Raw genomic sequence first — 13,413 nt, 5'->3', positions numbered from 1 at the left:
TTTCAGATTTCCTCCACAAAGTTCAGATCCTTTTTCCGAATCCCGAGATACGAGAGGATCGTGCATGCGCCGATGACAATCGCAAAGACACTGTAAACATATGCCATCGACGGCCCGTTTCCATACCCCTGCCACTTGTAGCTCGCAATGTTCATCCAAAGCGGCGGCGCGCAGTAATAGCCGATTGTGATGTTGGAAAATTTGCTGAGCAGAAGCGCGGTGAGTGCGATGCCGCAGTTGATGACGATTCCAAATCCCCTGTGTACCAGAAAATTTCCGGCATAACTCACAACGCCTGTCATAACCGACAGGCACCAGATTGCAAGCATTGTGAGCCCCATTGCCTCCTGCGGCGAAAATCGCGAAAGGATCAGATAATCCAACGGTTCCTGGTCAAAGGTATATGCCGCATTCGTCTGAGCCAGCGTACTGATCACCTTCCCCCATCCGGTTTCCCACCCTACATTCGGAAACACAAGCAGTACCGGAATCATACTTAAGCATATGGTGTAAAAAAAGGAAACAACCACAATGTATAGCATGTTTCCCCAAAACCAGCTTTTCCGCCCGACCCGCAGAATCTGCCACCCGCTGTTCGGTTCCAGAAACGGAGCATCACAGAAAAGCAGCAGAGCCCCAAGAACGATGATAATCTGGTCTCCATTATATCTGGTCATAAACGGCAGCATCCAAAAAGTCACATCAACTCCGGTCTGCTCGCAGAAGCCTCGAATACCCGCCGTCATTACATGAAAAAGGATCGCAATCCACAACAGCGCAACATAAAACCGTGGTGTTGTGAATGTTTTCCGCAAACGTATCTGACATACCCGAAGGCTCATCCGTATTCTATCCATTCTGCGCCCTCCTCTTTACCACTCGCACGAAAATTACACCTTCCATTCCTGTCAGAATAAGGAAATAACCAGCTATCACAAAAAAATCCTTAAAATTCCGGATACTTCCCCCATGGAGCTGGTACCATCTCATCTGGCCCGGCAGCTGCAGCGCTTCTGCTACAAGCTGGCTTGCATAATAAAAAAGAGCCGGTGTGCTGACCAGCACAAACAGATTTTTTATTTTTCCCGATATCATAAGCGCAAAAACTGCCATAAATGCATACTTGACAGCCTCAACTCCAAATCTTGCGGCAAGGTAAAACGGCAGAACGAGTCCATTTCCATAGCTTAAACTGCCTGTTAATGTTTCAAGCTCTTCTTTTTTTATCCACGGTATTTTTAATGCCAAAACGCCATAAACAACTGCCATTCCCAGAAAAATACTGATCACAGAACCGAAAAAGGCAACCACCAGATGCGACCAGCAATATGCTGTTCTCCCTATGCGTGTCTCAATGCATCTAAGATAGCCATTTCTGCTGTCTTCCCAATAGCTCAGCGCAAACGGCAGCACAGCCAGCACAGAAAACACTTCAAAAAATGCACCCACACCATGGCTGCTGACAACCAGGTAATATACCGATACATTCCACCGGCTCTGCATTGCTTCCTGACTGATGTTCAACACGGTAACCAGCATCGCACCTGCAATGGCAAAATAAAATTTTCCTGATAAAAACATTCTTTTAAAATCCATTTTTATCATTCGAAAAAACTTCATGAAAGATCACCTTCTTTCTGTTTTGATTTTCGAGATGGTTTTACCGGTTGGTACATTCCCTCTCTCGAAACTTCTCTTCGCCTCTATAAAAGATGTGACCCCGCTTAGCCCGGAGCCACATCTTTCACAAAAATAATTTATTCTTTGAGTAAATCATAAAGCTCAGACAAACTCACCCTGCAATTTCCCGTCCATCCAGTGCATTGATGTAAACATACTGTTCGATCTCATCTTCTATAAATCGAAACTGCCACGCAGGAATCATATCGCACATCCAATGCCCCGTTTCATTTCTTCCCGTTGTCATCGGGTAATAAATCAGTTTCATCTGATCCAGCGTAATCGGCTCAGCAATTGCCAAATCATACTTATTTCTCAGCGTTTCCAAGATAATATCTTTTTCCGCAAGAGATACCGGTTCCTTTTCCCGAATAGCATAGTGATTAACTGCTTGAAGATATTGAATTCCGCCCTCCGTTATAACAGCCTGTATTTTAGATGACGGAATATAAAGATCATCCTGCCGGTTAATTTCATTGCATAATACAGGAACCCCATTCAGATAACCCTGAAAAAACAACAGGAAACAATCATCTGCTTTTGACCACTCATATTTCTGAATCTTCTGAGGCTTTAGCAATTCTCCATTCTCGATTGCCTGTTCCATTAATTCCTGCTGTTTTTCCATCTGTTCATACGAAAAACTGTATTTACTGGTCAATTCAACTTTTTCCCAGTCTCCAATCCATCTAACAAACTCTTTTCCTTCCTCTATCAGCTTTTCTTCGTCTTCCAATGAAATTTCCTGCTCATTGTCTCTGACCAAAATCCCTTCACCATAGGCTGATGTAATATATTCAACAGGCAAATTATAATAAACTTTTTTTCCTTCTTCCGTTTCCACTCCTAATATATTGCTGACAGACACCGTTCCATTTTGATTTTTTAATTGTTCGCCAAGTATTCCCTCATACGAATAACAAACGTCCGGCTCTCCTGTGTCTCCTTTTCTTGTTTCCAATCCACTTTCCGGAAGTTTCCCAAGTATTTTATTGAACACACTTTCTCCTTGAAATCCATCCACTTCTATCACACATTTTTCAAACTCATTCCATTTTTTGTCAGGCATGTCAACAATCGCATCAATTTTGGCCTGACTGCCAAGCTGAAAACGGATGTGCTCACCATTGCTTAATTCCTGATCATTTTCAGGTGTCACATTTGTTTCCGTTTCATCATTGCTGATAGAACTATTCCGTTCTTCTCCATTTTCTTGTTTTTCTACCTGCTGCAAATTTTCTGACTCATTTCCCATATTCTGACAACCTGTAAAGAACAGTAATATTACCATAATTCCCAATACTTTCTTTCCCATATATCCCCTCTTTTCAAAATTTCGTTCTTTCTCTTCTGTTACTCGAAGCATAGCGAAATTTTTCTCCATCGTCAACGGATCTGGGATATCATGCTCTATCTGGGATAATCAGTACAGATAGCAAAAAATAAAACTTTGTTCTTTGAAATCCGCATTCTTTTTGCTTCCTTCATACAAATAAAGTCTTTTTTATTACGTTTTATCTTATTTTATCGGAAATACTGCCTCTGCGCAAAACAAATCTCCTGTCTCATAATACTTTAACGCGCCACCTACCTTTTGCATCGTCCGTTTTACACTTTTGTGCCCAATCCCATGGCTGCTTGTATCTTTCTTCGTCGTATTCAAACTTGAATTTTCATTTAAAACAGATTTCTCTATTTTATTTTGAATCTCCAACCGAAGATATCCCATTTTTTCCTCTACAAAAATTATAATTTCTTTCTTCCCTGTAACTTTCCGCTCTGCTTCAATCGCATTATCCATGAGATTTCCAAACACAGTGCAAAACTCCAAATCATCAATTCCTTCCATTTTGCTCAGAATCGTACATTTCACATCTACTTTTTCACTTCTCGCAAGAGTAATTTTTGTATTAATCATAGAATCCACATAACTGTTTCCGGTCTGAATCAGTGTCTGCACATCTTCAATTTTCTGATTAATTTTTTCCCATACCTTTACCATTTCCGACTGCGGCATGGTCTCCATTGCCTCTTGCAGAGGTAAAAGATAATTTTTCAAATCATGTTTAAATTCTCGTAATTCTTCATTACTTCTCTTAATAATTTCCATACTTTCCTTTGAATATTTCTCTTTTTCTTTCATCAGTTCATATTCTAGCTTTGTTTGATTATCCTTGCTCATTTGCTGTACTATAAAGTACATAATCAGGCACATCAGCCAGATACAGCATACGCACAGCAAAATCCATTTCTGTTCCTGCATCTGCACACTTGGCAGATCTCTTACTACCAAAATCATAGTATCTCCCGCAATAATTGAGAAAACAAGGTTGCATCCCATGACAATCCATTGCCAGCTTATCAGATTCTCTCGTTCAAACAAAAGACTATTTAGTAATTTACCAACAAAAAAATAAGAAATTTTTGATAATAGCACGAGCGCAATTCTTACTGTATCCTGATCTTGAATAAACGATGCAACACTTTCTTGAAGGATAAAACTGCCGCCGAAAAGGATCGCTGTGTTTACCATCATCAATACTGCTCTCGCAACTACCGCTGCAGTAACCTTTCTCAGAACACTTCCCTGTGTACCCACCATCAAATAGACAAAAAGCCAAATCAATGTGATCCACATTTCCCACCTGTCATATAACGCAGGATACTTTTCCAACGCAGGAAAGATTAGCCCAAATAGCACTGCAATTCCCCACAAAACTTTACCTTTTTTCCCTCTGGGTTTCTGCTGCATAAAATCCATGCAGAATTCCAACAAAAGTATGTTTTCCCAAACAGAAATTGCAAGTTCAAAGACCTTCCAAAATGCTGCACTCATTCCATCACCACTCCCATAATTTTCATTCGAACCTGATTCAGATAATTTCTGCTGACAGGAATGCTTTTCCCGTTCAATAGCAGAAGTTCTTTTTCGCGCAACCGATATACATAGTTCATGTTAACCAAATATCCTTTATGGGTCCTTACAAATTTATGCGCTTCTAGTTTTTTCTCCGCTTCTGACATTTTCATCCTTACGCGAATCGCCTCATCCCTCGTATCTTTTTCCCGATAAAAAAGCAGATAGTTCTTCTCGCTCTCCACAAACCAGATATCACGCAATGCAAGTTTTACACTCTGACGCCCTGTCTGCAGTTCTATTTGGGGAACTTTCTTTCCTGCCTTTTTCTGCAGTTCCAGCAGCTGCGGCTCCAGTTCCTCATCCAGATGTGCCTTGCGGATAAAAAAGAATGGATGATACACCAATGACTGAAACACCAGATCATCCTTATTCGATACAAACACAATGCAACATTCCCTGTTCCACTTTTTCAGATACGATGCAACCTCAAATCCATTCACTTCCGGCATATCGATATCAATAAAAAAAACAGAAATCTCATCAAGATTTTTGATTCCTTCCAGCATCTCCTTCGCAGATACGTAGCACTCCATTTCCACTGCAATCTTATGTTTCTGACATAAACCTCGAATTCTGATTTCCAGTTTATCTAAAAATGCTTTATCATCATCGCATAAAATTAAATTCATTATTTTCCCCCATACTCTTCTTATCGAAGATTCTACTTCTCAACAGCATACCAAATTTTTTCTTTTACCTCAAGCAATCTGGGATAACCCGCAGTATTTGGGATAAGCCGCAACGTAAAACAGCACCCGAATCATTTTGACTGATGCAGGTGCTGAAATGTATGGATTCTTTTTTCTGTGTTACGCCACGACATCCTCGAACTGCGAATTGTAAAGGTTTGCATAGAACCCATTCTTCGCGAGCAGCTCTTCATGGTTGCCCTGCTCGATGATATCTCCGTCCTTCATGACAAGAATCAGATCCGCATCGCGAATCGTAGACAGCCGATGGGCAATGACAAAGCTTGTTCTGCCCTTCATCAGGTTATCCATTGCTTTCTGGATCTCGATCTCTGTTCTGGTGTCAACGGATGAGGTCGCCTCATCGAGAATCAGGATCTTATTGTCTGCAAGAATTGCTCTTGCGATCGTCAGAAGCTGTTTCTGTCCCTGGGATACATTACTTGCATCCTCATTCAGCTCCATCTGGTAGCCGCCCGGCAGGGTCTGAATGAAATGGTGTGCCCGCGCAGCCTTCGCCGCTGCAATAACTTCCTCATCCGTGGCATCTGGCCGGCCGTAGCGGATATTTTCCATGATACTGCCTTTGAACAGCCACGTATCCTGCAGCACCATACCAAAAGCATCGCGAAGCTCTCTGCGGTTGAAATCCCTGATATTGTGGTCATCCAGAAGAATGGCTCCGCTGTTTACATCATAATAACGCATCAGCAACTTAACCATCGTTGTTTTTCCTGCTCCGGTCGGGCCGACAATGGCAATTTTCTGACCCGGTTTTACCTTCGCACAGAAATCATGAATGATGATCTGATCCGGATTGTATCCGAACTGCACATGATCAAAGGTTACCGCTCCTGTTACCGTCCCGATATCAGCCGGATTTTCTGTGGTCTGGTCCTCTTCCTCTTCGTTCAGGAATTCAAAGACACGCTCGGATGCCGCCGACATCGACTGTACCATGTTGATCACCTGCGCAATCTGCTGGATTGGCTGGGTAAAGTTTTTTACATACTGGATGAATGCCTGGATATCACCGATTGTAACCACGTTTCGGATCGCCAGCAGACCTCCGGTCAGTGCCACACAGGCGTAGCCCAAATTCCCGACAAACATCATAATCGGCTGCATCATACCGGATAAAAACTGCGATTTCCATGCGGAATCATAGAGAATGCTGTTGGTTTTCTCGAACTCCTCAATGGTATCCTTTTCACGGTTAAATGCCTTAATTACAAGATGGCCGCCGTAAACCTCCTCAACCTGTCCATTGATATGACCCAGATATTCCTGCTGGTCACGGAAGAATTTCTGGGATTTCTTCGTCACCAGTCCGATCAGTCCCATAGAAATTGGCAGGATCACAAGTGCGATCAGTGTCATCAGTGGGGAAATACTCAGCATCATGATCAGAACACCGACCAGCGTTGCCACGGATGTGATGATTGTGGTAATGCTCTGATTCAGTCCCTGACCCAGCGTGTCGACATCGTTAGTAATACGTGAGAGCACTTCGCCATAGGTGCGGCTCTCAAAATATTTCATCGGCATGCGGTTGATTTTCTCCGAAATTTCCTTTCGGAGCCGATAGCATACTTTCTGGGTAACGCCGGTCATGATCCAGCCCTGGATGAAGCTGAACAGGGCGCTCATCAGATACAGGCCAAGGGTAAACAGCAGAATTTTTCCGATTTTCGTAAAGTCAATGCTGCCTGTCCCTCTGATTTTTTCCATCAGTCCCTCGGACAATGCCGTTGTTGCTTTTCCGAGGATTTTTGGTCCCGCAACGTTGAACACGGTCGAGCATGCGGCACAGAGCATAACGACAAAAATCGCAATTTTATATTTTCCGATGTACTGTGCAAGCTGTTTGATCGATTTTTTCAGATTTTTCGGCTTCTCGCCCGGCTGCATGCCGCGGCCCATGCCTCCCATCGGTCCTCTTTTGCGCGGCTGCTGATTTCTCCTGTCACTCATGGCCAGCCACCTCACTTTCTATTCCAAGCTCCTTCGCCGAAAGCTGGGATTTTGCAATCTCCTGATAAACCTTACAGTTCTTCAGCAATTCTTCATGTGTTCCTTTTCCGACAATCTTTCCGTCATCGAGCACCAGAATCTGCTCCGCATGGAGAATTGTACTGATTCTCTGTGCCACGATGATCACGGTGCTGTCTTTGACATTCTCCGCCAGTGCTTTTCGAAGTGCCGCATCCGTTTTCAGGTCAAGTGCAGAAAAGCTGTCATCGAAAATAAAGATTTTCGGATCCTTTGCAATCGCACGCGCAATCGCCAGACGCTGTTTCTGTCCGCCGGACACATTTGTTCCGCCCTGGGAAATCGCGGTCTCATATTTATCATCTTTTGCTTCAATAAACTCTGTTGCCTGCGCAATCGCTGCTGCTTTTTCGATCTCGGCATCGGTTGCATTTTCTTTTCCGAAGCGCAGATTCGATGCGATCGTTCCCGAGAACAGCACGCCTTTCTGCGGCACAAAGCCAATCTCGTCGCGCAGCTCCTTCATGGTAATGTTTCGGATATCTTTTCCGTCCAGGGTAATCTGTCCGCCCGTCACATCGTAAAGACGTGGAATCAGGTTTACCAGCGTTGATTTTCCGCAGCCGGTACTGCCGATAATTGCCGTTGTCTTTCCCGGCTCCGCCACGAAATCAATATCATGCAATACATCCTCTTCCGCTCCCGGATACCGGAAATTGACATGGCAAAAGCGAACAACACCATTGTGTACGTCTAATTTTTCCGGCGTTTTAGCATCCTGAATCGAAAGCTCTGTCCGGATAACCTCATCGATACGACCTGCAGCAACCGCAGCACGCGGCAGCATGATAGACATCATCGTCAGCATCAGGAAGGACATAACAATCATCATGGCATACGTAATGAACGCTGTCATTGCGCCGACCTGCATCGTACCCTCATCGATTCTGTGTGCACCAAACCAGACAATTCCTACGGTCAGTACATTCATAATCATCATCATGCCGGGCATCATAAAGGTCATGACACGGTTGGTAAACAGTGTCGTATCGGTCAGCTCCCGGTTTGCCGTATCAAAGCGTTCTTCTTCTTTATCCTCTCTTCCGAATGCACGGATAACGGAAAGTCCGGTCAGGATCTCACGGGAAACCAGGTTGATGTTATCGACCAGCTTCTGCATCTTTTTGAATTTCGGCATTGTAATAGATACAAGCAGCATGACATAGCTGATAATCACAATAATTGCCAGTACAATAATCCAGCCCATGCCGGCCCCTGTTTTTACCACCTTGACCACACCGCCAATACCAAGAATCGGCGCATACGCAATCATGCGCAGCAGCAGCACCGATACCATCTGGATCTGCTGGATATCATTTGTACTTCTCGTAATCAGAGATGCAGTGGAAAATTGATCCATTTCCGCATTGGAAAACCCGACAACCTTTTTGAATACCTGATCTCTCAGATCACGACCGATTCCGGCAGCAACACGGGATGCAAACAGTCCGACAAAAACCGTTACCACACCCATCAGAAGTGCCATGCCGACCATCTTAAGACCCGCCGTCAGAAGATACGACTTCTGAATCCGGTCGATATCAAGTCCCGCCGCTTTATCTGCGGAAACTGCATAGGCAATTCCCATCGATTTTACCAGTGAGCTTCCCATCGTATCGAGCGTTTTTTCCATGCCATCGCGCATCGAAAGCACGTCATCTTTCTCCATTTGTCCACTCTCGAGCATGGATGCAAAAATCGGACGGACATCTACACAGGTCACTTCTGCCTTGTTTCCATCCTCATCTTCCTTTTCCTGCCGGAAGCTCTTCAGCTCCACATGCATCATCTCGCCGATCTGCTCTATCGTCATGTTTTCAAACGCGGAAGCATCCTGACCGGTCTGCTGCGCCATGAGCTGTTTGAAGGTGGTTTCCTCCATCGCACCCATCTGGTAATTCATAAGGAGTGCAACGGTCAGCGTGTCATCCGCTGCATCGAGCTCTTTTTCGGAAGCTTTGTTCCGCTCATAATAGCCGTCCTTTTTCGTATAAAGACTCTCCCACAAGTCTGCCTCATCATCCGTCATGATAAACTTTGCTGTCTGAAATTCTTCCTCTGTGATCCTTTTGGGCGTAACGTGCTCAACACCGCTGTTCTGAATGCCCACGTCAATGATATCAGATGTGTACGACGGAAGCGACAGGTCGCACCACGCCTGGACAAACAACAGCATAAGAATCACAAGAATCGATTTCCAGTACGGGAGCATATTCTTGAAAATCTTACTCATTTTTTCCCCTTTCTTCTTTCCGGTGTACCAGCTTGCCGGCACACGAATTCTGTCGTTTTCGGGTTTCAATTTCTTTTTCTGCAATCTCATAGATACGATCTAGATAAGCAACCAGCTGATCTACATCCTCTTCCTTTAACTGTGACATCACAGAGCAGCCAAAATCATGCATTCTGTCCCGTACCTCTTCCCCCTTTTTCCAGCCCTGCTCTGTCAGACTGATATACGTATTTCTGCGGTCTTTTTTGTCAACGGTCCGCTCTACATATCCTTTTTCCTCCAGTCCGCGCAGTGTCCGCGACACAGCCGGCGGAAGCGTTTTGGTCTTCGCTGCCAGCTCTGAGCTTGTAATTTTTCCGTTTTCTCCCATCTGCAAAATCGCACCCATGACGGAAAACTCGGAACTGCTGAGTCCCGGAATCAGGTCTGATACGTTCAGTTTTTTAAACTGGTGCATCGCACGAAACAGTTTTTCAAATGCATCTTTCACGGTTTCCCCCTCCTTTTTGTGTAAATACTTAACAGTGTTATTTATTTACGTGTGTTAAATAATAACACCGGCAAATTTCCATGTCAAGAAATCTGCCGGTGTTTATGTTTTTTTTAGAAATCAGGCCACTCAAATAGAATTTGACAAACGCTGCCATTTTGTTTAGATTTAGAAGCAAATACGAAAGGACATCTTCATTCCCATGCCAGGTTTTATTTTACATCTCACCGCAGCCCAAATGCTGTTAAAGTACCTCCCGTCCCACCCGGATTTTCCATATCTGATTTCATCGGTAAATGATTTTCTAATCGGAAATCTTCTGCCGGATGCGACGCAGCAGAAAGAATCCTCCCATTTCCGCGATCCGCTTTACCGCGAAAAAATGATGGTATTCCCGGATCTTACACGGTTTACAGCGAAATACCGTTCACTTCTGGCAGATTCGAGCGCACTGGGATATTATTTTCATCTTTATATTGACCGGAAATTTTTTAAGGATTTCATTCCTCAGATTGTGGAATTTTATAATGCGGATGGGGAAATTACAGATATGAGAGATGAGATTGCAACGGTTTATATCAAAAAATCGCGGACATCCATTCCTTTTTCCAGATATCTCACGGAGGAGTATTATTACGGGGACTATACACGAATGAATACATATCTTGTCAACCGCTATTGCATCCCGCTCGATCTCAATCCTAACGTCACGAACCCTGGAATCACAGAAATTCCGTATGAGAACGTCCAACAGGTACTTGACCTCCTCCATCACTTCCTCTCCGTCCCGCCGGAAGCCGCGCAGGATCTGAAGGTCTTTCCGCTTGAAGAGCTGCTTGCGGCACTGGAGCAATATGTAGAAGAGTTTTTGGCTGTGCCGAATAAGTATATTCCATAATTTTCCATTTAAAAAGGAGCAGAACCCACACCGGATTCCGCTCCTTTTTCAGAATGTAATTTTTCCGTTTTCTCTTACACTACCTCTTGAACGATCCCTTCTCTGTCATCCGTATCCATTTGTTTTTTTCTTCGATATTCCGTCGGTGTCCTCCCATAATATTTCTTAAATGTTTTGCAAAAATAATCCATATTTTCAAATCCCGTCTCGCCGGAAATTACAGTTATCTTTTTCTCCGTCGTGGCCAGAAGCTTTGCAGCCTCCTGCAGACGATACTTCACCAGATAATGCACCGGCGTATCGTGAAGATATCTTCGGAACAGATTCAATGCCGTACTTTTGCTCACCATAGCCTGCCCGGCGATATCCTCCAATGTAAGATCTTGTCGGAAATTTTGATGAATATATTGCATCATCAGCTGTGTTCTTCCCTGTGAGGATGCCGTATTTTCTCTTTTTTTCTGCAGCACTTCCGAATCCATGTGCAAATAAAGCAAGTGCCACAATTCCTGCGTCAGAAATAAAGTAACCAGTTCCCGGTCTTTGTCTGATTCCTGCGCTTTGAGAATTTTCTGCATGAGCTCCAGTGCTTCTGCCTGCCATTTTATTTCCCTGCAAAAGACAATGCAGTCCACCTTACACGCCTGTATCGGTGCAATGTATTTTTTGTAAATCAGGCTGTCTGCCGGAGCAAGAAATGTCGGTTTCAGAACGAAATTTGGCACAATCGCATGGCCTTCAGAAAAATAGCGATGCAAAATCTTTGAGTTAATAAAAATGCCCGTTCCCTGTCCCAGTGAAAACTGCTTTTCGCCAACCCAGAAGGTTGCTGTTCCCTCCTGTACAAAAACAAACTCAAACTCCACATGCCAGTGCCATTCTACACAATGAAAATCAAACAACGCAAGATCGTCGTAATACAATTGAAACGGATATTCACTGTTTCCATGCTGTATCGTTTCCATCATGGTTTCATCCGTTTGGATCTTGTTATAAAATGTATTAAACTCCATCTTTCCCCGCCTCCGTTTTTCAGGCACGACCCTCTCTATTTTGCGATATTATACAATAAACAGACGATATATTCCAGTGAAAGCGACACCATTTTACGTTATTATACAAAAAGAATCGTTGTCGCTCCATGGAACACGGTGAACGGCAACGAAACGAACACTACGGCCGCAGCAGTTCTGCCATTTTAAAAAACGGAGTATATCATCATGAAAAAGAACTACCACAAAACCTTAATTGCCTGTTATCTTGGATTTATCACGCAGGCAATTTCTGCAAATTTTGCACCTTTACTATTTCTTACCTTTCACAGAACTTACCATATTTCTCTTGGAAAAATTGCGTTTATCTCGACAATATTCTTTTTCACACAACTTCTTGTCGATTTGTTCTGTGCCAGATATGTCGATAAAATCGGTTATCGCAGGTGTGTCGTTGCTTCTGAGATTCTTTCCGCCTGCGGCCTGATTGGACTTGCCTTTCTGCCCAATATTCTGCCAAATGCCTATACAGGAATTTTGCTCAGTGCCATGATCTATGCCGCCGGAAGCGGACTGATTGAGGTTCTTGTCAGCCCAATCGTAGAGGCTTGTCCGTTTGACAATAAGGACAGCGTTATGAGTCTGCTTCACTCCTTTTACTGCTGGGGGTCTGTAGGTGTCATCTTACTCTCCACTGCTTTTCTGGCAGTTTTTGGTATGGAACGCTGGCCGATCCTCGCATGTATCTGGGCTGTACTTCCACTGTACAATACGTTTAATTTCCTTTCCTGCCCGATTGAATCACTCACCGGAAGCGAAGAAGGACTTACCATTCGTCAGCTGTGCCGTCTTCCCATTTTCTGGATTTCCCTTGTTCTTATGGTCTGCGCCGGAGCAAGCGAGATTTCGATGGCGCAATGGGCTTCCGCTTATGCCGAGTCTGCATTAGGTCTCTCAAAAAGCATTGGAGACATTGCAGGACCGTGCCTGTTTGCTGTGATGATGGGCATCAGCAGAACCTTCTATGGTAAATACGGGGAAAAAATTGACTTAACAAAATTTATGATCGCATCCGGTACACTTTGCCTGATCTGTTATCTGGCTGCAGCTCTCGCACCATATCCTCTTTTAAATCTTATAGGCTGCGTTGTGTGTGGTTTCTCTGTAGGAATTATGTGGCCGGGAACCATCAGTATTTCATCCTCTAAAATTCCACTCGGCGGAACTGCACTGTTCGCACTTCTCGCCATGGCCGGAGATATGGGTGGTTCCATTGGCCCATTTGTTATTGGATTTGTCACACAAAACACCGGCGACGATCTGAAGGCAGGTATGCTGGCCGGCTGCATTTTCCCTGCTGTACTGATTTTGTCTGTTTTTCTGCTCCGACAAAGGAACGCAGAGCAAAAATAAGCACCGAAGAGATACTGTAACGTGTCTCAGACACAGGAGCCGGACA

The 13,413-nt window shown here is 44.1% G+C and carries 11 protein-coding genes; 2 read left to right on the top strand and 9 right to left on the bottom strand.

Features of this window, described 5'->3' with window-relative positions:
* Positions 1–2: 2 nt before the first annotated feature.
* From DWX32_RS15990 to DWX32_RS15955, 8 genes are all read right to left on the bottom strand, one after another.
* The gene (locus DWX32_RS15990; RefSeq protein WP_118660563.1) at positions 3–857 is read right to left on the bottom strand and encodes a hypothetical protein; all 855 of its coding nucleotides are present in this window, start codon (positions 855–857) and stop codon (positions 3–5) included.
* On the bottom strand, positions 850–1,620 hold the full coding sequence (locus DWX32_RS15985) for a hypothetical protein (RefSeq protein ID WP_118640702.1): 771 nt from the start codon (positions 1,618–1,620) through the stop codon (positions 850–852). Before DWX32_RS15985 ends, DWX32_RS15990 begins: the two co-directional genes overlap by 8 nt.
* A 172-nt stretch (positions 1,621–1,792) precedes the next feature.
* Entirely contained in the window at positions 1,793–3,046 is a 1,254-nt protein-coding gene (locus DWX32_RS15980; RefSeq protein WP_118660561.1) for a hypothetical protein, read from the bottom strand.
* Between the two features lie 153 nt (positions 3,047–3,199).
* A complete protein-coding gene (locus DWX32_RS15975; protein WP_118660559.1) occupies positions 3,200–4,516 on the bottom strand; it encodes a sensor histidine kinase in 1,317 nt (438 codons plus the stop codon).
* The gene (locus DWX32_RS15970; RefSeq protein ID WP_118660557.1) at positions 4,513–5,229 is read right to left on the bottom strand and encodes a LytR/AlgR family response regulator transcription factor; all 717 of its coding nucleotides are present in this window, start codon (positions 5,227–5,229) and stop codon (positions 4,513–4,515) included. Before DWX32_RS15970 ends, DWX32_RS15975 begins: the two co-directional genes overlap by 4 nt.
* Positions 5,230–5,409: 180 nt before the next feature.
* Complete coding sequence (locus tag DWX32_RS15965; protein ID WP_118660555.1) at positions 5,410–7,263, bottom strand: ABC transporter ATP-binding protein; 1,854 nt, start codon at positions 7,261–7,263, stop codon at positions 5,410–5,412.
* A complete protein-coding gene (locus DWX32_RS15960) occupies positions 7,256–9,574 on the bottom strand; it encodes an ABC transporter ATP-binding protein (protein ID WP_118660553.1) in 2,319 nt (772 codons plus the stop codon). The genes DWX32_RS15965 and DWX32_RS15960 overlap by 8 nt, the downstream gene beginning before the upstream one ends.
* Positions 9,567–10,064 carry a MarR family winged helix-turn-helix transcriptional regulator gene (locus DWX32_RS15955; RefSeq protein WP_117510074.1) on the bottom strand — a complete coding sequence of 166 codons (498 nt, stop codon included), beginning with the start codon at positions 10,062–10,064 and terminating at the stop codon, positions 9,567–9,569. The genes DWX32_RS15960 and DWX32_RS15955 overlap by 8 nt, the downstream gene beginning before the upstream one ends.
* A 202-nt stretch (positions 10,065–10,266) precedes the next feature.
* Between DWX32_RS15955 and DWX32_RS15950 the strand changes: the two genes are divergently transcribed.
* Positions 10,267–10,962, top strand: a complete 696-nt coding sequence (locus tag DWX32_RS15950; protein WP_118660551.1) for a hypothetical protein — start codon at positions 10,267–10,269, stop codon at positions 10,960–10,962.
* 74 nt (positions 10,963–11,036) lie between these two features.
* Here the strand turns inward: DWX32_RS15950 and DWX32_RS15945 are convergent, their stop codons facing one another.
* Positions 11,037–11,975, bottom strand: a complete 939-nt coding sequence (locus DWX32_RS15945; RefSeq protein ID WP_118660549.1) for an AraC family transcriptional regulator — start codon at positions 11,973–11,975, stop codon at positions 11,037–11,039.
* Positions 11,976–12,182: 207 nt separating this feature from the next.
* Here DWX32_RS15945 and DWX32_RS15940 point away from each other — a divergent pair, with 207 nt between their 5' ends.
* Positions 12,183–13,367 carry an MFS transporter gene (locus tag DWX32_RS15940; RefSeq protein WP_118660547.1) on the top strand — a complete coding sequence of 395 codons (1,185 nt, stop codon included), beginning with the start codon at positions 12,183–12,185 and terminating at the stop codon, positions 13,365–13,367.
* Positions 13,368–13,413 lie beyond the last annotated feature (46 nt).

The sequence above is a fragment of the Blautia sp. AF19-13LB genome (assembly GCF_003479105.1).
Classification (GTDB): domain Bacteria; phylum Bacillota; class Clostridia; order Lachnospirales; family Lachnospiraceae; genus Fusicatenibacter; species Fusicatenibacter saccharivorans.
This window is presented reverse-complemented; position numbering and strand designations above follow the sequence as displayed.